The sequence below is a fragment of the Pseudomonas sp. BAV 4579 genome (genome assembly GCF_009765395.1).
Classification (GTDB): Bacteria; Pseudomonadota; Gammaproteobacteria; order Pseudomonadales; family Pseudomonadaceae; genus Chryseomonas; species Chryseomonas aestiva.
Map to the genome: position 1 here is coordinate 1 of NZ_WHOV01000082.1, position 23,205 is coordinate 23,205.

A 23,205-nucleotide genomic window follows, 5' to 3' on the forward strand; every position below is an offset into this window, starting at 1 on the left:
CACGCTCGCCACGAGGGTCACCGCCCATGTCTAGCACCCTGCCCGCCCGTACCCCCGAGGAAATGGCCGCGGCCTTCGCCGCCGGCCTGGCCACCGGCGTCGGCAAGCCGCTCAAGCACGAGAGCGCCGACAAGCATGTCAGCGGCGAGGCCCTGTACATCGACGATCGCCTGGAGTTTCCCAACCAGCTGCACGTCTATGCGCGGATGAGCGAGCACGCCCACGCGCGGATCAAACACATCGATCTCGCGCCCTGCTACCAGATCCCCGGTGTGGCCCTGGCCATCACCGCCGCCGACGTACCCGGCCAGCTCGACATCGGCGCCGTCCTGCCCGGCGATCCGCTGCTGGCCGATGGCGAGGTGCTGTACCTGGGCCAGCCGGTGCTGGCGGTGGCCGCGACCAGCCTCGACGCCGCCCGCCGCGCCGCCCAGGCCGCCCGCGTCGAATACGAGCCGCTGGAGGCCGTCCTCGACGTCAAGGAAGCGCTGCGCCGCGAGCACTTCATCTCGCCCAGCCACAGCCACCGGATCGGTGACGCGGCCGCCGCCCTGGCCGCCGCGCCCCATCGCCTGCAGGGCGAACTGGCCATTGGCGGCCAGGAGCACTTCTACCTGGAAACCCAGGTGGCCTCGGTGATGCCCACCGAAGACGGCGGCATGCTGGTCTATTCCTCCACCCAGAATCCCACCGAGGTGCAGAAGCAGGTGGCCGAGGTGCTGGGGGTGTCGATGAACAGGATCACCGTCGACATGAGGCGCATGGGCGGCGGCTTCGGTGGCAAGGAAAGCCAGGCCGGCATGCCGGCGGCGCTCTGCGCGGTGTTCGCCCATCTCACCGGGCGCCCGGTGAAGATGCGCCTGCCGCGCTTCGAAGACATGCACATGACCGGCAAACGCCATCCCTTCCATGTCGACTACGACGTCGGCTTCGACGAAGACGGCCGGCTGCTGGGCATCCGCTTCGAACTGGCGGGCAACTGCGGCTATTCGCCCGACCTGTCCAACGCCATCATCGATCGCGCCATGTTCCATGCCGACAATGCCTATTTCCTCGGCAACGCCCAGATCACCGGCCACAGATGCAAGACCCACCTGGCGTCCAACACCGCCTACCGCGGCTTCGGCGGCCCCCAGGGCATGCTGGCCATCGAGAACGTCATGGACGCCATCGCCCGCCATCGCGGCCTCGACCCGCTGGAGGTGCGGCGGCGCAACTACTATGGCAAGGAGACGCGCAACCTCACCCACTATCACCAGGTGGTGGAAGACAACCTGCTCGACGAGATGACCACGAACCTGGCGGCCAGCAGTGACTACCAGGCGCGGCGCGAAGCCATTCGCGCCTTCAACCAGGGCAGTCCGGTACTGAAGAAGGGCCTGGCGCTGACTCCGGTGAAATTCGGTATCTCCTTCACCTCTTCCTTTCTCAACCAGGGCGGCGCCCTGGTCAACGTCTACACCGATGGCAGCATCCACCTGAACCATGGCGGCACCGAGATGGGCCAGGGGCTCAACACCAAGGTCGCCCAGGTGGTGGCCGAGGTCTTCCAGGTCGACATAGCCCGCATCCAGATCACCGCCACCAACACCGACAAGGTGCCCAACACCTCGCCCACCGCGGCTTCCAGCGGCACCGACCTCAACGGCAAGGCCGCGCAGAACGCCGCCCAGACCATCAAGGATCGGCTGATCGACTTCGCCAGCCGCCACTTCCACGTTGGACCCGAAGAGGTCGACTTCCGCAACGGCCACGTCAGGGTGCGCGACCGGCTGCTGAGCTTCGAGGAACTGATCCAGCTGGCTTATGTTGGCCAGGTATCGCTGTCCAGCACCGGCTACTACCGCACACCCAAGATCCACTACGACCGCGACCAGGCCCGCGGGCGGCCCTTCTACTACTACGCCTTCGGCGCCGCCTGCTCCGAGGTGCTGATCGACACCCTCACCGGCGAATACCGCCTGCTGCGCACCGACATCCTCCATGACGTCGGCGCCTCCCTGAATCCGGCCATCGACATCGGCCAGGTGGAAGGCGGCTTCGTCCAGGGTCTGGGTTGGCTGACCATGGAAGAACTGGTGTGGAACGATGCCGGCAAGCTGCTCACCGCCGGCCCCTCCACCTACAAGATCCCGGCGGTGAGCGATGTGCCACCGGATCTGCGGGTGCGGCTGGTGGAGAATCGCCAGAATCCCGAGGCCACGGTGTTCCACTCCAAGGCCGTGGGCGAACCGCCCTTCATGCTCGGCATCTCGGTGTGGTGCGCCCTGCAGGACGCCGTGGCCAGCGTGGCGGATTACCGCTTCCACCCGGCGCTGGACGCGCCGGCCACCCCGGAACGGGTGCTCTGGGGCGTGGAGCGCATGCGCCGCCTGGCTGCCGAGTCCCAGGCCGCCCCGGTCCCCGCCACGGAGGAGTCCGCATGAACAGCAAACGTGGCTGGCTGGCCTTGCTGGCTGATTTCGAAGCGCGGGGCGAGCCCTGCGTGCTGATCACCGTGGCCGACGAGCAGGGCTCCACGCCCCGCGAGGCCGGCACCAAGATGCTGGTGGGCCGGGAAGAGCAGCATCTGACCATCGGCGGCGGCCACCTGGAATACCGCGCGGTGGAGATCGCCCGGGAAATGCTCGCCGCCGGTACCCGCCAGCCGCGTCTGGAGCGTTTCTCCCTGGCCGCCAGCCTCGGCCAGTGCTGCGGGGGTGTCACTACCCTGCTGTTCGAACCTCAGCTGGCACAGGACGTCCCGGTGATCGTCTTTGGCGCCGGCCATGTCGCCCGCGCCCTGGTGCCGCTGCTGGCCGGGCTGCCTTGCGCGGTGCGCTGGGTGGATTCGCGCGCCCAGGAATTTCCTGCCGTCCTGCCCGCCGGCGTGGAAAAGCGCCTGACCGACGAGCCGGTCGACGAGGTCGCCCGGATGCCGGCGGGTGCCTACTACATCGTCATGACCCATAATCACCCCCTGGACCTGGAGTTGACCGCTGCCATCCTCGCCCGCGGCGACCATGGCTATTTCGGTCTGATCGGCTCCCGGACAAAGTGGGCCAAGTTCCGCCACCGGCTCGCGGCGCGCGGCCACGGCGCCGACCGCCTGGCCACGGTGCGCTGCCCGCTGGGCCTGCCCGAGGTCCAGGGCAAGTTGCCGCTGGAGATCGCCATCGCCGTGGCCGGCGAGGTCATCGCCCACTACGGTCGCCAGGCCGAGCAGGCGGATCTGCCCCTGCGCCTGGTCACCGCTACCCCCAAGTAGCTCCATCCTTCATCCGAGATCGTTATGACCGCCATCGCCCATCGCGCCGCCCTGCTCCACAGCCTCGCCGACCCGGCCGAGGTGGGGCTGGACGCCTCCTACGAATACCACGCCGACGGCCTGCTGCTGGTCGCAGACGGCCGCATCCAGGCCATGGGCCCGGCCGCCGAGCTGCTGCCCACCCTGCCCGCCGGCACCCAGGTCATCGAGCATCCCGACACCCTGATCACCCCCGGCTTCATCGACACCCATATCCACTATCCGCAGACCGGCATGATCGCCAGCTATGCCGAGCAACTACTGGACTGGCTGGACACCTACACCTTTCCCACCGAGGGCGCCTTCGTCGATCCGGCCAAGGCCGCCGAGGTGGCCGAGGTCTTCGTCGGTGAACTGCTGCGCAACGGCACCACCACCGCCCTGGTGTTCGGCAGTGTCCATCCGCAGTCGGTGGACGCCTTTTTCCAGGTCGCCGAACGCCTCGACCTGCGCATGATCGCCGGCAAGGTGCTGATGGATCGCAATGCCCCGGACTATCTGCAGGACACCGCCGACTCCGCCTATGCCGACAGCAAGGCGCTGATCCAGCGCTGGCACGGCAAGGGCCGCCTGCACTATGCCGTCACCCCGCGCTTCGCCCCCACCAGCACCCCGGAACAGCTGGCAGCCGCCGGCCGCCTGCTGGCCGAGCACCCGGACGTCTACCTGCACACCCACCTCTCCGAGAATCTCAAGGAGATCGACTGGGTGAAGGCACTGTTCCCGGAGCGCCGCCACTACCTGGACGTCTACGATCACTTCCAGCTGCTCGGTCCGCGCTCGGTGTTCGCCCACGGCATCCACCTCTGCGACGCCGAGTGCCAGCGCCTGCACGACACCGGGTCAGCGGTGGCGCACTGCCCCACCTCCAACCTCTTCCTCGGTAGCGGCCTGTTCGATCTCGAGCGGATGGAAGCCTTCAAGGTCAACGTCGGCCTGGGTACTGACGTTGGCGCCGGCACCAGCTTCTCGCTGCTGCAGACCCTTGGCGAAGCCTACAAGGTGCAGCAACTGCGCGGCCATCGCCTGCATCCCTTCAAATCGCTCTACCTGGCCACCCTGGGCGGCGCCCGCGCCCTGCGCCTGGACGAGCGCATCGGCAGCCTGGCCCCCGGCCACGACGCCGATTTCGTGGTGCTCGACCTCAAGGCCACCCCGCTGCTCGACTACCGCCTGCAACAGTCCAAGAGCCTGGAAGAAACCCTCTTCGTCCTCACCACCCTGGGCGACGACCGGGTGATACGGGAAACCCATGCCGCCGGTCGCCGGGTACACAGCCGCGACGCCTGATACCGTCACCCCGTAGCCTGGAAAACCGCGCAGCGTTTTCCACGGGTGGAGCAAAACGGCACTGTTGGGCTCCGGCGATAGAGCCGCCTCAGCTCCACCTAACCATTACCGTAGGTTGGGCTGAGCACAGCGAAGCCCAACAAAACCCACCCCCACCCCATACCCACAAAAAACCGCCTCGAGGGGCGGTTTTCATCTTCAGCCTAGGCCGACTCAACTGCTGCGATAGCGCTCCAGCCAGTGGGCGTAGGGCGCCGGCAGCACCCAGGACGGCTGGTCGACGCCCAGCGCCTTGGCCGCATAGTAGGGCCAGTGCGGATCGGCCAGGTGGGCGCGACCCACCATCACCAGATCCAGCTGCCCATCGGCCACCACCTGGTTGGCCAGCGCCGGGGTGTCGATGTTCCAGGCCGAGGCCACCTTGAGGCCGGTGGCCTTGCGTACCTGTTCGGTGACGGGTGCCAGCAGACCCGGTCCCCAGGGAATATTGGCGGTCGGGGTGGAGAAGCCGATGCTGACGCTCAGCAGGTCGAGGCCTTCGCGCTTGAAGCCCTGGGCCAGCTCGATGGATCCGGCCAGGGTCTCTTCGTCGCGACCGTCGTATTCGATCACGCCGAAACGCGCGGTCAGCGGCAGGTGCTCCGGCCAGACCTGGCGCACCGCGGCCAGGGTTTCCAGCAGGAAGCGGCTGCGGCCGGCGAGGTCGCCACCGTACTGGTCGTCGCGCTGGTTGGAATGCACCGAGAAGAAGCTCTGGGCCAGGTAGCCGTGGGCGAAGTGCAGTTCCAGCCACTCGAAGCCGGCCTCATAGGCACGCTTGGCGGCATCGACGAAGTCCTGGCGAACCCGGGCGATGTCGTCCAGGGTCATGGCCTTGGGCACCTTGGGCAGATTGGCGCCAAAGGCCACCGCGGACGGCGCGATGGTGTCCCAGCCACGGGCGTCGTCGGCGGCGATGTGGTCATCGCCTTCCCAGGGGCGGTTGGCGCTGGCCTTGCGACCGGCGTGGGCGATCTGGATGCCCGGTACCGAACCGGCGGCCTTGATCGCCTGGACCACCGGCACGAAGGCCTGGACGTGCGCGTCCGACCAGATGCCGGTGCAACCGGGGGTGATCCGGCCTTCCGGCGAGACCGCTGTGGCCTCGACGACCACCAGGCCCGCACCACCGCGGGCTAGGCCGGCATAGTGCACCTGGTGCCAGTCATTGATCATGCCGTCGACGGCGCTGTACTGGCACATGGGCGGGATGGCGATGCGGTTGCGCAGCGTCACGTCCTTGAGGGTAAAGGGTTGGAACAATGCGGACATCTGAGCGGTCTCCAATGAGGCGGATGCTGTTTCGTTATTTCGATATTAGTCGAACATAACATAATCGCCAACCCCCGGTGTATGATTAGCGCATGCGCCCTTTCAAACATCCCAGTCCCGACGAATTTTCCCTTGAGCGCCTGTTCCATGCGCTCAGCGATCCCGTGCGTCTGGACATCGTCCGCTACCTGGCGCGGGTTGCCGAGGCCACCTGCGGCGAACTCGACGGGGGTCGTCCGAAATCCAGCATGTCGCATCACTTTCGGGTGCTGCGCGACGCCGGCCTGGTGCATACCCACAATGCCGGTACCACGCACATGAACCAGTTGCGGCGCGACGACCTGGATCAGCGTTTCCCCGGGCTGATGGCAGCCATCCTGGCGCAGTCCTCCGATCCCGTGATCAAGCCGGACTAGCTGAGCCGCTGCGCATATAGCCACGGTTGCCATGGCTGCAAAACCTTGGACTCGCCCATCCCCTTGCTATCCCGTGCTGGTCGTCGGCTGCCGCTTCGCCTGGTCCGGGCGCCGGGAACTCCGGCCTTGCTTTTCCGCTCTTCCCGGTATGAAGGTTGCACAAGATAAAGGCAGCACCGACGCTGGACGCTGCCGGGAGGTAGACGATGGGCAAGCACTGGGGATTGGCGACCGCACTCGCAGGTGTCGCCACGCTGCTCGCCCTCGTACCCAGCCCTGAGCCCATCGCCGAGGCGCGGGGCATCCAGAGGGTCATCGCCTTTGGCGACAGCCTGATGGACTGCGGCACCTTCGGCCACATCTACGCAACCAATCCGGGGCGCACCTACCCCCAGGAAATCGCCGACGCCTACGGCGTCGAATTGGGCCCCAATCGTCAGGTGGAAGGCTATGGTCACGAGGGTCCGAGCGATCCCGACGGCCTCTGCTACGCCGAGGGCGGCGCCGTGACCGGCAGCTTCACCGAGCCAGGCTTCGACCACAACGAGGCGCCGCTGGCCTTCTCCCAGCAGATCCGCAACTTCGAGATGCAGCATGGCCGCTTCCGCCAGCAGGACCTGGTGCTGGTGCAGATCGGCGGCAATGACATCATCGGCCCCTTCTACGACAAGACGCTCAAGGCCGCGCTGATGGCCGATGCCCCGCTGCCCCCGGAGATACGCGCGCAGGTCGAGGCCCGGATCCGCTATACGGCCCTGAACGAGGTCAAGTTGCTGCGCTACCTGCTGAGCCTGGGTGCCCAGCGGCTGGTGGTGCTCAACAACACCGACTACGGCAAGGCGCCCTATCTGGAGCCCTGGACCGAACAGGTGGCGCAGCGTAATCACGATCTGGTGAAGCTCTACAACGACGCCCTGCAGGCCAACCTGCCGGCCGGAGACCGCCTGCTGCTGGTGGATGCCTACCGGGTGATGGAAGAGGTCTTCGCCCACTACGGCAACTATGGATTCACTCATGCCGAAGGCGACGCCTGCCTGCCCGGTCGCGAATTCTGCGATCCGGACAGCTACGTCGAACCGGGCGCTGACCAGGCCTATATCTTCGGCGCCCGGGGCCATTTCGCCAGCCGTACCCACAGCATGCTGGCCCAGGTGGTGCTGGAACGCATCGCCCAGACCTGGCCGGACAGCGCCGTGCCGGACCGACCGCTGCTGGCCAGCACCCGGCTGAGCAGCGAGCCGAGCTTCCATTAGCCTGAGCGGATCCACGCTCCAGGCTGGTGCCGGCTCACCCCTGTGCGCACCGCCGCAGAGCAGTCTTCCCTAACTGCCGCGATAGGTCGAATAGCTGTAGGGCGAAACCAGTAGCGGCACATGGTAGTGCGCCGCCTCATCGGCGATGCCGAAGCGCAGGACCACGGTGTCGAGAAATGCCGGCTCCTCCAGCGTCGTCCCTAGTCGCCGATAGTAGTCACCCACCGCGAACTCCAGCTCGTAGATGCCCGCCGTGAAGGCTTCGCCCTGCAACAACGGTGCATCGCCGCGGCCATCGGCATTGGTCCGCACTTCACCCAGCGCCTGCCGCGACCCCCCATCCAGGCGGTACAGGCGGACGGCGATGTCCGCGCCGGGGCAGCCGCCGGTGGTGTCCAGCACATGGGTCGTCAGGTAACCGCCAGGGGATGAAACGGACATGGAAGAACTCCTGCAAGGGGGATGATCCAGCCTAGCAGTTTTCTACCCATCGATTGTATACAGCTCTTCGCCCCGCCCTAGCGAAGGGATCATCGCCCTCCGGCACAGAAAAGACTTCAGACCGGTCAGACCAGTTAGGCAGGATTCTTGCTGGGACTCGGCAAAGGCCGCCAAACATTGTATACAAAACATCTCGACTGCCAGGATGCCCTTCCCATGACCTATCCCCGCGATCTCATCGGCTACGGTGCCCAGCCGCCCCACCCGCGCTGGCCGGGTGACGCCCGCATCGCCCTGTCCTTCGTGCTCAACTACGAAGAGGGTGGCGAACGCAACATCCTGCACGGCGACAAGGAGTCCGAGGCCTTTCTCTCCGAGATGGTCGCCGCCCAGCCGCTGCAGGGCGTACGCAACATGTCCATGGAGTCGCTCTACGAATACGGCAGTCGCGCCGGCGTCTGGCGCATCCTGGAATTGTTCGCTAAGCATCAGGTACCCCTGACCATCTTTGCCGTGGCCATGGCCGCCGAGCGCCACCCCGAGGTCATCCGCGCCATGGTCCAGGCCGGCCACGAGATCTGCAGCCACGGCTATCGCTGGATCGACTACCAGTACCTGGACGAAGCCGAGGAGCGCGCCCATCTGCAGCGCGCCATCGAGATCCTCACCCGGTTGACCGGCGAACGCCCGCTGGGCTGGTACACCGGTCGCACCGGGCCCAACACCCGGCGCCTGGTCATGGAGGAAGGCGGCTTTCTCTACGACAGCGACACCTACGACGACGACCTGCCCTATTGGGAGCCCGATACGCCCACCGGCAAGCCGCACCTGGTGATCCCCTACACCCTGGATACCAATGACATGAGATTCACCCAGGTCCAGGGCTTCCATACCGCCGAGCAATTCTTCCAGTACCTCAAGGACGCCTTCGACACCCTCTACGCGGAAGGCGCCACCGCGCCAAAGATGCTCTCCATCGGCCTGCACTGCCGGCTGATCGGTCGGCCCGGTCGCCTGGTGGGGCTCAAGCGCTTCCTCGAATACGCCCAGAGCCACGAGCGCGTCTGGTTCGCCCGCCGGGTGGACATCGCCCGTCACTGGCACAGGGAGCATCCGCCGGTATGAGCACCTTCCACACCGTCACGCCCAGCCAGCTGGATCGCGCCGCCTTCGTCGCGGCCTTCGGCGGCATCTACGAGCACTCCGCCTGGGTCGCCGAGCGCGCCTTCGACGAGGGCCAGCCGCTGCCGGACAGCGTCGACGCCTTGCATCAGCGCCTCGCCGCCAAGGTCGCCCGGGCCAGCCATGCCGAGCAACTGGCACTGATCCAGGCCCACCCGGATCTCGCCGGGCGCGCCGCTCTGGCCGGCGAGCTGACCGCCGCCAGCAGTGACGAACAGGCCGGTGCCGGCCTCGATCAATGCACCCCGGACGAGCTCGAGCGCTTTACCCGCCACAACGACGCCTACCGCGCCAAATTCGGCTTCCCCTTCATCATGGCGGTGAAGGGCAGCAACCGGCATCTGATCCTGGCGGCCTTCGAAGAGCGCCTGCCCAACAGCCCGGAGCAGGAATTCCAGCGCGCCCTGGCCGAGATCGATCGCATCGCCCTCTTCCGCCTGCAGACCCTCTGACCCTTCCCCGACAAGAGCACTCCATGAAACGCACCTACGCCGCGCCCTTCGAGAAGTACCTCAACCTCGCCGACGCCCGTCTCGGCACTCGCGTCATCAGCGTCACCGACGACTGGTTCGCCGCCACCGACCGCATGCTCCAGCCCCACGAGCCCGAGTGGAAGGAAGGCGTCTACGACGACAACGGCAAATGGATGGACGGCTGGGAATCGCGACGCAAGAGGTTCGAAGGCTACGATCACGCGGTGATCCGCCTGGGCGTGCCCGGCTCGATCAAGGGCGTCGACATCGACACCCGCTGGTTCACCGGCAACTATCCGCCCTCCGCTTCCCTGGAAGCCTGCTTCTGCGCCGAGGGCGATCCGGCCGAAGACGCTGCCTGGACCGAGGTGCTGCCGGCCATCGAGATGCAGGGCAATAGCCACCACCACCATGCCATCGCCGATGACCGCCCCTGGACCCACCTGCGGCTGAACATCTTTCCGGACGGCGGTGTGGCGCGCCTGCGCGTCTATGGCATTCCCCATCGCGACTGGTCGGCCCAGGCCGAAGACGAGGTGCTGGACCTGGCCGCCGCCCTCAATGGCGGGCGTGCCCTCGCCTGCAACGACGAGCACTACGGCCGCATGAGCAACATCCTCAACCCCGGTCGCGCCGACAGCATGGCCGATGGCTGGGAAACCGCGCGCCGTCGCACCCCCGGCAATGACTGGGTGATCATCGCCCTGGGCCATGCCGGCACCGTCGAGGAGATCCTGGTGGACACCCTGCACTTCAAGGGCAACTACCCGGACAGCTGCCAGATCCAGGGCGCCTTCGTCCGCGGAGGTACCGATGGCCAGATCGAGACCCAGAGTCTGTTCTGGAAGGAGCTGCTGCCGCCGCAAAAGCTGCAGATGCACCAGGAGCACAGCTTCCGGGAGCAGGTCCGCGACCTTGGCCCCATCACGCACGTGCGCCTGAACATCTTCCCGGACGGCGGTGTCAGCCGGCTGCGACTGTTCGGCAAGGTGGCACGGGGCCAGGCATGAGTCGGCCACTGCGCATCGAGCCGCTGACCGCCGAGAGCTTCGCGCCCTTCGGCGAGGTCATAGAGACGGCGGGCCGGGACTGGTATCCGATCAACAACGGCTCGACCCGGAGATACCACGCCCTGGCCCGGGTCGCGACGGGACCGGCGGACGGCGCGGCGATCATCAGCATCTTTCGCGCCCGGCGCCTGGACTATCCGCTGACCATCGCCATGCTCGAACGCCATCCCCACGGCAGCCAGGCCTTCGTGCCGCTGCGCGGCGAGCCCTTTCTGGTGGTAGTGGCGCCACCCGCAGCGGAGCCGGATGCCCGCGCCATCCGCGTCTTTCGCGCCGATGGCCAGCAGGGCATCAACTACCACGCCGGCGTCTGGCACCATCCGGTGCTGGCCCTGCGCGACGAAGATGAATTCCTTATCGTCGATCGCGCCGGCAGCCTGCCCAACTGCGACGAGTTCTTTTTCGCCGCTCAGGAATGCCCGATCCTTGCGCTCTAGGGCGCCACCGGCGCGCGCCTGAGTTGCTTGCGCAGCAGGCGCGCACTGTCCAGGCAGACCCAGGCCACCGCCAACCAGATGGGACCATAGGTCCAGATCGCACCCGCCGGCAGCTGCTCGCCGAGCACATAGAGGGCGACGAACACCAGCAGCGCCGGCTCCACATAGCTGAGGATGCCGAACAGACTCAGCGGCAGCATGCGACTGGACGCCAGCATGGCGGCGAAGGCGATGGCGCTGAGCAGGCCCAGGCCCGGCAGGAGCGCCCACAGCCAGGGCGTCTGCTGCAGGATGGCGCCGGGCGAGAACCAGTGCAGGGCGAGCAGCGGGAAGGGCAGCAGACAGCACATCTCCAGCACGAAGCCCGACAGCGCATCCACCGCCATCCAGCGGCGTAGGACGAAATACGGCGGATAACCCACCACCGGCAGCAGGCTGACCCAGGACAGCGCCCCGGTCACCCAGACCTCGTTGACCACCCCCAGCAGCGCGCAGACCACCGCTACCTGCTGCAGCGGTCGCAGGCGCTCGCCATAGACCAGGCGTCCGGTCAGCACGATGGCCAGGGGCAGCAGGAAGTAGCCCAGCGACATGGCCATGGCCTCGCCATTCATGGTCGCCCAGACGAACACCCACCACTGGATGCCCATCAGCAGCGCCGCCGCCGGGATGGCCAGGCACAGGCGGGGCTCGCGCACCAGCCGTTTGAGCGTAGCCCACAGGGCCCTGCCCTCCCGCAGCACCACCACCAGCAGCAGCACCATAGGCAACGACCAGACCACCCGCAGGGCCACGACCTGCAGGCCATCCAGCGGCGCCAGCCAGGCGAAGTACACCGGCATCAGCGCGAACAGCACCGACGACAGCACCGAAAGGCCCAGGCCCTTGCCGGACAGCACAGTCATGACGGGCGCCCCAGACGATTGATGAACAGTGACAGCAGGATGATCCCGCCGCCCAGCAACAGCCTGGGCAGATCGGCCGGATGCTGCCAGATCAGCAGGCTGACCAGCAGACCGGCCGGCACATGGGCCTCGTTCATGATCGCCAGGGTGCCGCCGTTGACCCGCAACGAACCCAGCGTCCACCAGTACAGGCCGAGCGCCGTGGCAAACACGCCCATCCACACCAGCACGCCCCATTGCAGGCCCGTGCTGGGCAGCCGCGCCGGATTGCCGAACAGCAGAAAAGACAGCGCCGCCACCAGCAGGGCACCGAGAAAGAACAGCCCGAAGTAGCGATGCAGGGCGCCCTGTCCGGCATAGGCATGGCCCAGGTGCTTGCACAGCACCTGGCCGGCGGCAAAGGTCAGGTTGGCCACCTGCAGCAGCAGAAAACCCAGCAGGTAGTCACCGGTCAGTGGCTGGAAACGGATCAGCGCCGCGCCGCCCACCGCCACCACCGCTGCCAGCAGCGACCAGAGGCGCAAGCGCCGCTGCCAGGCATCGTCCAGCAGGGTCACGTAGATCGGCGTGAGCACGGTGAACAGCAGCACCTCGGGCACCGTCAACACCGCGAAGCTGCGGTACAGGCACAGATAGGTGATGCCGAACTGCAGCGCGCCCGCCGCCATCAGCCCCAGGGCAAAGCGTCCCGGCACTCCGCGCCAGCGGGTGAACGGCAGGAACAGCGCGAAGGCGATGGCCACGCGGACCAGCACGGCGAAGTCGCTGTCGACCCGACCGGCGAGGTACTCGCCGATCAGGCTGAAGGAAAACGCCCAGATGAGGGTGACGAGCAGGAGATAAGGCATGGCGGCGACGCACGAAAAAGGTGCGCGACCTTAACGTGCCCGCCGCCGGAGGGAAACCCCCGGCTCGTCGCCGGCTAGCGGGTGGCGTTGAGGCCGGAGGGCTCGCCGCCGCTGAGCGCCGCTACCGACTGATTGGCCTGCAGCACATTGTCGCTGCCCGAGACCAGGGTCTTGGGTTCGGCCACGCCCGCGGCGCGCGACCAGTAGACCTGCTGGTTGGAACCGCCCACGGCGATGTCGGCCTGGCTGAGCAGGGTCAGGCGGGCCTTGGCGCCATAGCCATAGGCATCGACCTTGGCCAGGCCGTCGCTGCCGCGCACGTTGGCCTGCACCTGCTGGTAGCCACCGCCGATGCTCAGGCTGGCCACCGCGCCCTTGACCGTTGTGACGCTGCCCAGGCCATGGATGGTCAGCGCCTGGGCGCCGTCGAGCACCAGCCGATGATGACTGCCGTAGACGGTCACCGTGCCGCACTGACCTTTCAACGTCAGGGTATTGCCTTCGCCGGACAGGGACACGTCCCGGCCTTCGCAATCGAGGGTGCGACTGATGTTCATGCCGTCGATATCGATCGGCTCGGCCGCCACCGCGCGGGATTCCTCGGCCTGGACCAGCAGCGGCGCGATGACCAGACAGCAACCCAGCAACGCCTTGAATGACGACATGGAGACTCCTTGTCTTGCCTAGAGTGGGAAACCCATCGGCTGGCTTGGAGGGTGGCGCCGACGAGACATTTGCTCCTGCGGGCGGAATTTTTTCATGCCGTGATGGACGCCGCGTTTTGCCATTGCCACCCTAGGCACTAACATGCGCCCTTTCGTGGCTCCAGAGCGCTCGATGAAGACTCCTCGCGTTTCCCTCGATCAGTGGCGAACCCTGCAGGCGGTGGTGGACCACGGCGGCTACGCCCAGGCCGCCGAGGTGCTGCATCGCTCCCAGTCGTCGGTCAGCTATACCGTCGCCCGCATGCAGGAGCAGCTCGGCGTACCGCTGTTGCGCCTGGAAGGTCGCCGCGCCGTGCTGACCGATGCCGGCGCCGTGCTCCTGCGCCGTTCACGGCGCCTGGTGCAGCAGGCCAGCCAGCTGGAGGAGCTGGCCTACCACATGGAACAGGGCTGGGAATCCGAGGTGCGCCTGGTGGTGGACGCCGCCTACCCGACCCGTCCGCTGCTGCTCTGCCTGCGCGAATTCATGCCCCAGAGTCGTGGTTGCCGCATACGGCTGCGCGAAGAGGTCCTGTCCGGGGTGGAGGAGGCCCTGCTCGACGGCTCGGCGGACCTGGCGATCACCGGCCTGGTGATCACCGCCCACCTGGGTGCCTCCCTGGGCAATGTGGAGTTCGTCGCCGTCGCCCATCCCGAGCATCCGCTGCATCTGTTGCAGCGCACCCTGGTGACCGCCGATCTGGAAGAGCAGCTGCAGATCGTCATCCGTGACAGTGGCCGCGCCCAGCCACGGGATGCCGGCTGGCTGGCCGCCGAACAGCGCTGGACGGTGGGCAGCATCAGCACCGCCGCCACCTTCCTGCGCGACGGCCTGGGCTTCGCCTGGCTGCCGCGGGACGCCATCCAGACCGATCTCGACGCCGGCCTGCTCAAGCCGCTGCCGCTGGAACAGGGCGCCCAGCGCTTCCATCCCTTCCAGCTCTACAAGACCCGCCAGCACGAGCTGGGCCCGGCGTCGCAGATCCTCATGAACCTGCTGCGCAAGCATGCCCTGCCACGCTGACCGTGGCGGGGTGCCAGCCGGGTTGCTATCGTTCGCCAGTCGTCTCTGCCACTCAAGGATCCATCATGTTCAAAGCCCTGCTTGCCGCCTGCGCCCTGTTCGTCGCCTCCACCACCTGGGCCGCGGACAATCCGCACGTGCTCATCAGCACCAACAAGGGCGACATCGAGGTCGAGCTGGATGCGGCCAAGGCACCCGTCAGCACCGAGAACTTCCTGGGCTACGTCGACAGCGGCTTCTACAAGGGCACCCTGTTCCACCGCGTCATCCCCGGCTTCATGATCCAGGGCGGTGGCTACACCCGCGACATGCAGGAAAAGCGCACCAAGGCGCCGATCAAGAACGAAGCCGACAACGGCCTGAAGAATCTGCGCGGCACCCTGGCCATGGCACGGACCTCGGACGTCAACTCCGCCACCAGTCAGTTCTTCATCAACGTCGAGAACAATGCCTTCCTGGACCACGGCTCGCGCGACTTCGGCTACGCGGTATTCGGCAAGGTCGTGCGCGGCATGGAAGTCGTCGACCAGATCGCCGGGGTCCAGACCACCCGCCAGGGCATGCTGCGCGACATTCCCCGTGAACCGGTGATGATTCTCGCTGCCAAACGGCTGTAGCCGACCCGTCCTGCCGGACGATCCGCTGGCGGTCGTCCGGTTAACCAGGCGAGGCCCCAGTGCGAGACGCCGTCTCCCCCCACAAGGACCCCGCATGATCTTTCGCCGCTTCGAACGCATCATCGACGCGTTTCGGGAAGCCCCCGATGAAATGCCGCCCACTGGGATCGGCGCCTTCTATCTCCACTTTCTCAAGCAAGCCTGGCCGGCCTTCGCCCTGCTGCTGGCAGTGGGGCTGATCGGCGCCCTCGTCGAAGTCGCCCTGTTCAACTTCATCGGCCAGATCGTCGACCTCGCGGGCAGCGCGCCCAACAGCACGGTGTTCTTCCAGGAGCACGGTGGGACCCTGATCTGGATGGCGGTGGTCACCCTGGTCATCCGGCCCCTGTTCATCAGCCTGCACGACCTGCTGGTGCACCAGACCATCACCCCCAGCCTCACCACCCTGATCCGCTGGCAGAACCATCGCTATGTGCTCAAGCAGAGCCTGGGCTTCTTCCACAGCGACTTCGCCGGGCGCATTTCCAGCCGCATCATGCAGACCGGTGTCTCTCTGCGCGATTCGGCGGTGCAGGCGGTGGACGCCATCTGGCACGTGCTGATCTTCGCCGTCACCTCGCTGATCCTGTTCGCCCAGGCCGACGTCTGGCTGATGGTCCCGCTGATCCTCTGGATCATCGGCTATGTCATCGCCCTCTGGTATTTCGTGCCCCAGACCAAGGAGCGTTCCGCCATCGCCTCCGAAGCCCGCTCGCAGCTCTCCGGGCGCATCGTCGACGGCTACACCAACATCTCCACCCTCAAGCTGTTCTCCCACTCGGCCCAGGAGGAGCAATACGCCCGCCAGGCCATGGAAGAGCAGACCGAAAAGGCCGAGAGCGCCGCTCGCCTGATCACCGCCATGGGCGTGACCATCGCCATCCTCAGCGGCTTCCTCATCGCCGGCACCACGGGCCTGGCCCTCTGGCTCTGGCATCAGGGCGTCATCTCCGTCGGGGCCATCGCCCTGGCTACCGGCCTGGTGATCCGCATCAACAGCATGTCCGGCTGGATCATGTGGGTGGTCAACGGCATCTTCGAGAACATCGGCATGGTGCAGGACGGCATGAGTACCATCGCCAAGCCGCGCCAGGTTGGCGACGCCCCGGACGCCAAGCCGTTGCAGGTGACCCGCGGCGCGGTGCTGTTCGAGGACATCGCCTTCCACTACGGCAAGGGCGCCGGCATCATCGAAGGCCTGACCCTCGATGTCGCTCCGGGCGAGAAGATCGGCCTGGTCGGCCCTTCGGGCGCCGGCAAGTCGACGCTGATCAACGTGCTCTTGCGCCTCTATGACCTGGAAGGCGGTCGCATCCTGGTCGACAGCCAGGATATCGCCCAGGTCACCCAGGAAAGCCTGAGGTGCCAGATCGGCGTGGTCACCCAGGACACCTCGCTGCTGCACCGCTCGATCCGCGAGAATCTGCTCTACGGTCGTCCCGAAGCCACTGATGAAGAGCTGCACGCCGCTCTGCGCAAGGCCAAGGCCGACGACTTCATCGCCCGCATCACCGACGCTCATGGCCGTACCGGGCTGGATGCCCAGGTCGGCGAACGCGGCGTCAAGCTCTCCGGCGGTCAGCGCCAGCGCATCGCCATCGCCCGCACCCTGCTCAAGGACGCGCCGATCCTGCTGCTGGACGAAGCCACCTCCGCCCTCGACTCCGAGGTGGAAGCGGCGATCCAGGAAAGCCTGGAAACCCTGATGGAAGGCAAGACGGTGATCGCCATCGCCCACCGGCTGTCGACCATCTCACGCATGGATCGCCTGGTAGTCATGGAGCGCGGCCAGATCGTCGAGATGGGTTCCCACGACGAGCTGATCGCCTATAACGGTCTTTATGCCCGCCTATGGCGCCACCAGACCGGCGGTTTCGTCGGTCACGGCGTGCCGGGCAGGCAGCGGGTGCGCAGCAGCTCCAGCTGACGCTCCTGGTCCAGCCCCGGGTAGAAGCCTTCGATCTTCTGCAGGCCGCCCAGCCAGCTGCGCTTCTCCACCACGCACTCGAACACCGGGCAGGCGGCCTGCCCGGTCTTGCCGCAGTCCTGGTAGTAGCCGAGACGCTGGCTCTTCTGCGCCGTACCCTGGAACGGACCCTGGCGCTCCTGCAGCACATAGAAGTCGATATCCGCGGCGCTGCGATGATTCTCCCACTGGAACGCCAGGGTGCTGGGATAGAAGAGCACCAGCAGGCCCGCCAGCAGCACCCAGAGGATGCCGGCCGTCACCGGCAGCGGCAGGCGCGAACGAAAGCGGCGGCCACCGCGGATGATCAGCGCCGTCACCACCGTGACCAGCGCCAGGGCGATGCACAGCGACGGCAGGCCGGTGATGACCTGCCCCGCCACGCCGATCTCTAGGCCGCTGGGCGACGGTACCGTCCGGTAGCCGATCTCCACGCGCTCCCAGCCCACCTGATTGCCGATCAGACCAACGAGACCGAAGGCCGCGGCCAGGCCAAGGAGCACCCAGAAGGTACGGGGATTGCTGTTACGCATAGGGATTCTCGTCCGGGCAAAGACCGGGAGACTGCCTAAGCCCGCCGGCAAAGGCAAATCGGAATTCCGCCGGTCCCGACGCCTGAGGCCGGGGGTTCGGCAAGCCGCTGTCGAGCTGATAGACTGCCGCCCCGCAGCCGCCACACACCGTGGCCCAACGCGAGTGGTTATCGTGGAAATTTTCAAAGAATTCGTTTTCGAAGCCGCACACTTCCTGCCCAACGTGCCGGCCGGGCACAAGTGCGGTCGTCTCCATGGGCATTCCTTCAAGGTAGGCCTGCACCTCGAGGGCGCTATCGATCCTCATACCGGCTGGGTGCGGGATTTCGCCGACATCAAGGCCGTCTTCAAACCTCTGTACGAGCGTCTCGACCATCATTATCTGAACGACATCCCGGGCCTCGAGAATCCCACCAGCGAAGTGCTCGCGCGCTGGATCTGGCAACAGCTCAAGCCTCTGCTACCCGAGCTCAGCCAGGTTCGCGTCCACGAGACCTGCACCTGCGGCTGCATCTACCGCGGCGACTAATTCGCCCCTCCCATTCAAGGCGGCGATGGCGGCAGTCATTTTTCTGCCATAATTCGCGCCTGCCAACTGTCGACGTATCCCCATGTTCGAACTTTTCAGCGGACTCCACGCCTGGGTCGCCATCAGCCTCGTCCTGGCCCTGGCCTTTGTGCTGGCCTTTGAATTCATCAACGGCTTTCACGACACCGCCAACGCCGTCGCCACGGTGATCTACACCAAGGCGATGCCGCCGCATCTCGCGGTGTTCTTCTCCGGCATCTTCAATTTCCTCGGTGTGCTGCTCGGCGGGGTCGGCGTCGCCTACGCCATCGTCCACCTGCTGCCGGTCGAACTGCTGATCAACGTCAACACCGGCCATGGTCTGGCCATGGTGTTTTCGCTGCTCGCCGCGGCCATCACCTGGAACCTGGGCACCTGGTACTTCGGCATCCCTGCCTCCAGCTCCCATACCCTGATCGGCTCCATCCTCGGTGTCGGCGTGACCAACGCCCTGCTGACCGGCCTGCCGGTGAGCGAAGGCGTGAACTGGCAGAAGGCGATCGACATCGGCCTGTCGCTGATCTTCTCGCCGCTGGCCGGCTTCGCCGTCGCCGGCCTGCTGCTGCTCGCCCTCAAGCGCTGGCGGCCGCTTTCGAAGATGCACAAGACCCCGGAACAGCGCCGCGAAGTGGATGCCAAGAAGCACCCGCCCTTCTGGAATCGCCTGATGCTGGTCCTCTCGGCCATGGGCATGAGCTTCGTGCACGGCTCCAACGACGGCCAGAAAGGCATCGGCCTGATCATGCTGGTGCTGATCGGCATCGTCCCGGCCAAGTTCGTGCTGGACCTGGACAGCACCACCTACCAGATCGAGCGCACCCGCGACGCGGCCATCCACCTGGGCCAGTTCTACGAGCGCCAGGGCGACAACCTCAAGGACTTCCTCGCCGAAGTGCCCGGCAATCGCGACCTGCCCCAGGAATTCCGCTGCGCCCCGCACATGACCGTGCCGACCCTGCAGGCACTGCTGGCCGATCTGGAAGGCATCACCGACTACCGCGCCATGAGCGACGACCATCGCCAGCAGGTACGCCGCTACCTGCTGTGCCTGGACGATACCGCCAAGAAGGTGAGCAAGCTGCCGGTGCTGACCGCGCGCGATCGCGACGACCTCAGCCGCCTGCGCAAGGACCTCACCAGCACCACCGAATACGCGCCCTTCTGGGTCATCATCGCGGTCGCCCTGGCGCTGGGCATCGGCACCATGGTCGGCTGGCGCCGCGTGGTGCTCACCGTGGGCGAGAAGATCGGACGCCAGGGCATGACCTATGCGCAGGGCGTCAGCGCCCAGGTGACGGCCGTGGCCGCCATCGGCATGGCCAACGTCTTCGCCCTGCCCGTCTCCACCACCCACGTGCTGTCCTCGGGCGTGGCCGGCACCATGGTCGCCAACCGCAGCGGCCTGCAGGGCAGCACGGTGCGCAACATCCTCATGGCCTGGGTCCTGACCCTGCCGGCCTCCATGGCCCTCTCCGCCGGCCTGTTCTGGCTGGCGCACCTGTTCCTGTGACCCGTACCGACCGGGCCCCGCGCGAGCGGCGTCCGGTCGGACCCCTCGTCGGGAAAGCCCGAACAGGATAGCTATTGACGAGTCTACTGAAATGTGTCCCAGCAGAGACACCTTTCCGAGACAGCCGTACGGTGTACGTCAATGACTCCTGCGACCTACATCCTTCTCCTGGTACTTGGCTGGCTGGCCCTGGCGCTGGCCATACTCTGGGCCATGCTGCGTCTGGCACGCCGCGCCAGACCCGTGGCGACGTCCGCACCCTGGGCGCTGCCCACGACCACGCCCACCTCCCCCGTGAGTCCAGGCAAGCACCTGGTCTGCTAGCGCAGACGTGACGAGGCCACCTCGACACCTGGGCAGTGCGCGGGGAAAAAGGAAGATTATTATTGTTTGGAAGGAAGGGATTCGAACGGACGCGAATCAGGTGAGCAGGGTATTTTCCTGAGCGCTGCGGCTCATCTGCTCGAGGATCTGGTCTTGCTGCTGCGGGGTGAGGGTGTCCCAGCAGTGATGCTTGATAAACAGCCCGGCGCCAAAGGCGACGTACAGCGACAGGGCGACGATGACGAGCGTTTCCAGCCCGACGATGGCCCAGGAACGACTCTTGGACGTATTGTCCTTGGTTTTCATAACGACCTCATCAAATTAAGAGGGGCAATAGTTTAGTCCCTTAAGCAACGGCCGTGCAGCGCCAGTCGTCGAATGGTCAAGCCGCTCGACCTGAATCCTCGGTGCGACCGTTCGCTTCTGCCGAATCCATCGTGCCGGCAACATTTCCCCACAGCCAAGCCGCGGCGGTGCGAATGCACGCCAGGCGCCGCGCTGGTATACTCCGCCGACTGACGGGTCGCTGCAGGCCCTGCCGGTTCCGCTGGCTGTATCGGCCGATCCCGCAATTTCCGCAGCGACGCTTTGTCGCATCGCACGTCCATCGCCGCCGCGCCTGTCGCGCGGCCCGATAACGCCTTCTTGGGGCGTCTATCGACTCAAGGGTCGATCCTCGCTCGCCCGGCTTCGCGCCACAGCTGTGATAAAGAGGAGTTAAAGCAAGACATGTCCACCACGTCGAAGATCATCTACACCCTGACCGACGAAGCGCCCGCCCTGGCGACCTATTCGCTGCTCCCCATCGTCGAGGCCATCACCGCCTCTTCCGGCGTCGCCCTCGAAACCCGTGACATCTCCCTTGCCGGCCGCATCATCGCCCTCTTCCCCGAGTACCTGAAGGAAGAGCAGCGCATCTCCGACCACCTCGCCGAACTCGGCGAACTGGCCACCACTCCCGAAGCCAACATCATCAAGCTGCCCAACATCAGCGCCTCGGTACCGCAGCTCAAGACCGCGATCAAGGAACTGCAGGGTCAGGGTTACGCCCTGCCGGACTATCCGGACGAGCCCAAGAACGACCAGGAAAAGGACGTCAAGGCGCGTTACGACAAGGTCAAGGGCAGTGCCGTGAACCCGGTCCTGCGCGAAGGCAACTCCGACCGCCGCGCGCCGCTGTCGGTCAAGAACTACGCCCGCAAGCACCCCCATCGCATGGGTTCCTGGAGCGCCGACTCCAAGTCCCACGTCGCCCACATGGACGCCCATGACTTCTATGGCAGCGAGCGCTCGGCCACCATCGAGAACGCCGGCAGCCTGAAGATCGAACTGATCGGCAAGGACGGCAACAGCAAGGTCCTGAAAGAGAAGACCGCGGTCAAGGCCGGCGAGATCGTCGATGCCTCGACCATGAGCCGCAAGGCCCTGCAGAGCTTCATCGCCGCCCAGATCGAAGACGCCAAGGCCAAGGGCGTGCTGTTCTCGGTGCACCTGAAGGCCACCATGATGAAGGTCTCCGACCCCATCATGTTCGGCATCATCGTCGGCGAGTTCTACAAGGACGTGCTGGCCAAGCACGAGGCCGCCCTGAAAGAAGCCGGCTTCGATCGCAACAACGGCATCGGCGACCTCTACGCCCGCCTGTCCAGCCTGCCGGAAGCCACCCAGGCTGCCATCAAGGCGGATTTCGATGCCCAGTACGCCCAGCGTCCGGCGCTGGCCATGGTCAACTCCGACAAGGGCATCACCAACCTGCACGTACCGAGCGATGTCATCGTCGACGCCTCCATGCCGGCCATGATTCGTGACTCCGGCAAGATGTGGAACACCGAGGGCAATCTGCAGGACACCAAGGCCATCATCCCCGACCGCTGCTATGCCGGCTTGTACCAGGTGGTGATCGAGGACTGCAAGCAGCACGGCGCCTTCAATCCCAGCACCATGGGCAGCGTGCCCAACGTCGGCCTGATGGCGCAGAAGGCCGAGGAATACGGTTCCCACGACAAGACCTTCCAGATCCCCACCGACGGCACCGTGCGCGTGACCGACGACCAGGGCAAGGTGGTCTTCGAGCATCCGGTCGAGGCCGGTGACATCTGGCGCATGTGTCAGACCAAGGACGCGCCGATCCAGGACTGGGTCAAGCTCGCCGTCAACCGTGCCCGCGCCAGCGGCACCCCGGCGATCTTCTGGCTGGACCAGAATCGCGCCCACGATGCTCAGGTCATCGCCAAGGTCGAGCGCTACCTCAAGGACCATGACACCAACGGCCTGGACATCCGCGTCCTGTCGCCCGAGGAAGCCACTCGCGTGTCCCTGGAGCGCATCCGCAAGGGCGAGGACACCATCTCGGTGACCGGCAACGTCCTGCGCGACTACCTGACCGACCTCTTCCCCATCATGGAACTGGGTACCAGCGCCAAGATGCTGTCCATCGTCCCGCTGATGAACGGCGGCGGCCTGTTCGAGACCGGTGCCGGCGGCTCCGCGCCCAAGCACGTCCAGCAGTTGGTGCAGGAAAACCACCTGCGCTGGGACTCCCTGGGCGAATTCCTGGCCCTGGCCGAATCCCTGAACCACCTGGGCGAAACCACCGGTAACGCCAAGGCCAAGATCCTCGCCAAGACCCTGGACCAGGCCAACGGCCAGTTCCTCGACAGCAACAAGTCGCCGTCGCGCAAGACGGGTGAACTGGATAACCGCGGCAGCCACTTCTACCTGGCGCTGTACTGGATCCAGGCCCTGGCCGAGCAGAGCGAAGACGCCGAGCTCAAGGCCCAGTTCGCGCCAGTGGCCAAGTCGCTGACCGCCGACGAAGCCAAGGTGGTCGCCGAGCTGAACGGCGTCCAGGGCCAGGCCGTGGACATCGGTGGCTACTACCACCCCGACCAGGCCAAGACCCGCCAGGCCATGCGTCCGAGCGCCACGCTCAACGCCGCCCTGGCCCAGCTCAAGGGCTGAACCTGAGGGCTGCGCCCGCAGCCTGACAGGTTGATTCAGCGAACCCC

The 23,205-nt window shown here is 66.1% G+C and carries 23 protein-coding genes; 16 read left to right on the forward strand and 7 right to left on the reverse strand.

Annotated features, from left to right (window positions below):
* The first annotated feature begins 26 nt into the window (after positions 1 to 26).
* Genes xdhB through guaD form a run of 3 tightly spaced genes read left to right on the forward strand, consistent with a single transcriptional unit; the run spans position 27 to position 4,576 of the window.
* Positions 27 to 2,426: a xanthine dehydrogenase molybdopterin binding subunit gene (gene xdhB / locus GSQ95_RS16355; RefSeq protein WP_158896600.1), complete on the forward strand. Its 2,400-nt coding sequence runs from the start codon at positions 27 to 29 to the stop codon at positions 2,424 to 2,426.
* On the forward strand, positions 2,423 to 3,247 hold the full coding sequence (xdhC, locus tag GSQ95_RS16360; protein WP_158896599.1) for a xanthine dehydrogenase accessory protein XdhC: 825 nt from the start codon (positions 2,423 to 2,425) through the stop codon (positions 3,245 to 3,247). The genes xdhB and xdhC overlap by 4 nt, the downstream gene beginning before the upstream one ends.
* 24 nt (positions 3,248 to 3,271) lie before the next feature.
* Positions 3,272 to 4,576: a guanine deaminase gene (gene guaD, locus GSQ95_RS16365; protein ID WP_158896598.1), complete on the forward strand. Its 1,305-nt coding sequence runs from the start codon at positions 3,272 to 3,274 to the stop codon at positions 4,574 to 4,576.
* 213 nt (positions 4,577 to 4,789) lie between these two features.
* Here guaD and GSQ95_RS16370 read toward each other — a convergent pair whose 3' ends face one another.
* Positions 4,790 to 5,887 carry an NADH:flavin oxidoreductase/NADH oxidase gene (locus GSQ95_RS16370; protein ID WP_158896597.1) on the reverse strand — a complete coding sequence of 366 codons (1,098 nt, stop codon included), beginning with the start codon at positions 5,885 to 5,887 and terminating at the stop codon, positions 4,790 to 4,792.
* Between the two features lie 92 nt (positions 5,888 to 5,979).
* On the opposite strand from GSQ95_RS16370, the gene GSQ95_RS16375 reads away from it, so the two are divergent.
* The gene (locus GSQ95_RS16375; protein WP_158896596.1) at positions 5,980 to 6,303 is read left to right on the forward strand and encodes a helix-turn-helix transcriptional regulator; all 324 of its coding nucleotides are present in this window, start codon (positions 5,980 to 5,982) and stop codon (positions 6,301 to 6,303) included.
* Between the two features lie 206 nt (positions 6,304 to 6,509).
* A complete protein-coding gene (locus GSQ95_RS16380) occupies positions 6,510 to 7,556 on the forward strand; it encodes an SGNH/GDSL hydrolase family protein (protein ID WP_158896595.1) in 1,047 nt (348 codons plus the stop codon).
* Positions 7,557 to 7,625: 69 nt separating this feature from the next.
* Here the strand turns inward: GSQ95_RS16380 and uraH are convergent, their stop codons facing one another.
* Complete coding sequence (gene uraH, locus GSQ95_RS16385) at positions 7,626 to 7,997, reverse strand: hydroxyisourate hydrolase (protein WP_158896594.1); 372 nt, start codon at positions 7,995 to 7,997, stop codon at positions 7,626 to 7,628.
* Between the two features lie 216 nt (positions 7,998 to 8,213).
* On the opposite strand from uraH, the gene puuE reads away from it, so the two are divergent.
* The 4 genes from puuE to GSQ95_RS16405 are packed head-to-tail and all read left to right on the forward strand — an operon-like array spanning position 8,214 to position 11,159.
* The gene (gene puuE / locus GSQ95_RS16390) at positions 8,214 to 9,122 is read left to right on the forward strand and encodes an allantoinase PuuE (RefSeq protein ID WP_158896593.1); all 909 of its coding nucleotides are present in this window, start codon (positions 8,214 to 8,216) and stop codon (positions 9,120 to 9,122) included.
* Positions 9,119 to 9,631 (forward strand): 2-oxo-4-hydroxy-4-carboxy-5-ureidoimidazoline decarboxylase, encoded by a 513-nt coding sequence (gene uraD, locus GSQ95_RS16395; protein WP_158973855.1) that lies wholly within the window; start codon positions 9,119 to 9,121, stop codon positions 9,629 to 9,631. The genes puuE and uraD overlap by 4 nt, the downstream gene beginning before the upstream one ends.
* A 23-nt stretch (positions 9,632 to 9,654) precedes the next feature.
* Positions 9,655 to 10,662: an allantoicase gene (gene alc, locus GSQ95_RS16400; protein WP_158894248.1), complete on the forward strand. Its 1,008-nt coding sequence runs from the start codon at positions 9,655 to 9,657 to the stop codon at positions 10,660 to 10,662.
* A complete protein-coding gene (locus tag GSQ95_RS16405; protein WP_158894246.1) occupies positions 10,659 to 11,159 on the forward strand; it encodes an ureidoglycolate lyase in 501 nt (166 codons plus the stop codon). The genes alc and GSQ95_RS16405 overlap by 4 nt, the downstream gene beginning before the upstream one ends.
* Here GSQ95_RS16405 and rarD read toward each other — a convergent pair.
* The 3 genes from rarD to GSQ95_RS16420 form a co-directional block, all read right to left on the reverse strand.
* The gene (rarD, locus tag GSQ95_RS16410) at positions 11,156 to 12,064 is read right to left on the reverse strand and encodes an EamA family transporter RarD (protein ID WP_158894244.1); all 909 of its coding nucleotides are present in this window, start codon (positions 12,062 to 12,064) and stop codon (positions 11,156 to 11,158) included. The genes GSQ95_RS16405 and rarD overlap by 4 nt on opposite strands.
* Positions 12,061 to 12,912: an EamA family transporter gene (locus GSQ95_RS16415; RefSeq protein WP_158894242.1), complete on the reverse strand. Its 852-nt coding sequence runs from the start codon at positions 12,910 to 12,912 to the stop codon at positions 12,061 to 12,063. Before GSQ95_RS16415 ends, rarD begins: the two co-directional genes overlap by 4 nt.
* 74 nt (positions 12,913 to 12,986) lie before the next feature.
* Complete coding sequence (locus GSQ95_RS16420; RefSeq protein ID WP_158894239.1) at positions 12,987 to 13,577, reverse strand: DUF3060 domain-containing protein; 591 nt, start codon at positions 13,575 to 13,577, stop codon at positions 12,987 to 12,989.
* A gap of 172 nt (positions 13,578 to 13,749) precedes the next feature.
* On the opposite strand from GSQ95_RS16420, the gene GSQ95_RS16425 reads away from it, so the two are divergent.
* The 3 genes from GSQ95_RS16425 (at position 13,750) to GSQ95_RS16435 (ending at position 17,223) form a co-directional block, all read left to right on the forward strand.
* Positions 13,750 to 14,640 carry a LysR family transcriptional regulator gene (locus tag GSQ95_RS16425; RefSeq protein WP_158894236.1) on the forward strand — a complete coding sequence of 297 codons (891 nt, stop codon included), beginning with the start codon at positions 13,750 to 13,752 and terminating at the stop codon, positions 14,638 to 14,640.
* Positions 14,641 to 14,702: 62 nt separating this feature from the next.
* Positions 14,703 to 15,257 (forward strand): peptidylprolyl isomerase, encoded by a 555-nt coding sequence (locus GSQ95_RS16430; RefSeq protein ID WP_222613601.1) that lies wholly within the window; start codon positions 14,703 to 14,705, stop codon positions 15,255 to 15,257.
* A 94-nt stretch (positions 15,258 to 15,351) separates the two neighbouring features.
* Complete coding sequence (locus GSQ95_RS16435) at positions 15,352 to 17,223, forward strand: ABC transporter ATP-binding protein (RefSeq protein ID WP_158894233.1); 1,872 nt, start codon at positions 15,352 to 15,354, stop codon at positions 17,221 to 17,223.
* Here the strand turns inward: GSQ95_RS16435 and GSQ95_RS16440 are convergent.
* Complete coding sequence (locus GSQ95_RS16440) at positions 17,178 to 17,795, reverse strand: hypothetical protein (RefSeq protein ID WP_158894231.1); 618 nt, start codon at positions 17,793 to 17,795, stop codon at positions 17,178 to 17,180. The genes GSQ95_RS16435 and GSQ95_RS16440 overlap by 46 nt on opposite strands.
* A 172-nt stretch (positions 17,796 to 17,967) precedes the next feature.
* On the opposite strand from GSQ95_RS16440, the gene queD reads away from it, so the two are divergent.
* The 3 genes from queD to GSQ95_RS16455 all read left to right on the forward strand — a co-directional run bounded on the left by queD (position 17,968) and on the right by GSQ95_RS16455 (position 20,197).
* Positions 17,968 to 18,324, forward strand: a complete 357-nt coding sequence (gene queD / locus GSQ95_RS16445; protein WP_158894228.1) for a 6-carboxytetrahydropterin synthase QueD — start codon at positions 17,968 to 17,970, stop codon at positions 18,322 to 18,324.
* Positions 18,325 to 18,406: 82 nt separating this feature from the next.
* Complete coding sequence (locus GSQ95_RS16450; protein WP_133861038.1) at positions 18,407 to 19,873, forward strand: inorganic phosphate transporter; 1,467 nt, start codon at positions 18,407 to 18,409, stop codon at positions 19,871 to 19,873.
* 141 nt (positions 19,874 to 20,014) lie between these two features.
* Positions 20,015 to 20,197 (forward strand): hypothetical protein, encoded by a 183-nt coding sequence (locus GSQ95_RS16455; protein WP_158894225.1) that lies wholly within the window; start codon positions 20,015 to 20,017, stop codon positions 20,195 to 20,197.
* Positions 20,198 to 20,293: 96 nt separating this feature from the next.
* Here the strand turns inward: GSQ95_RS16455 and GSQ95_RS16460 are convergent, their stop codons facing one another.
* A complete protein-coding gene (locus GSQ95_RS16460; RefSeq protein WP_158894222.1) occupies positions 20,294 to 20,503 on the reverse strand; it encodes a hypothetical protein in 210 nt (69 codons plus the stop codon).
* 423 nt (positions 20,504 to 20,926) lie between these two features.
* On the opposite strand from GSQ95_RS16460, the gene GSQ95_RS16465 reads away from it, so the two are divergent.
* A complete protein-coding gene (locus GSQ95_RS16465; RefSeq protein ID WP_158894219.1) occupies positions 20,927 to 23,158 on the forward strand; it encodes an NADP-dependent isocitrate dehydrogenase in 2,232 nt (743 codons plus the stop codon).
* The last annotated feature ends 47 nt before the right edge of the window (positions 23,159 to 23,205 follow it).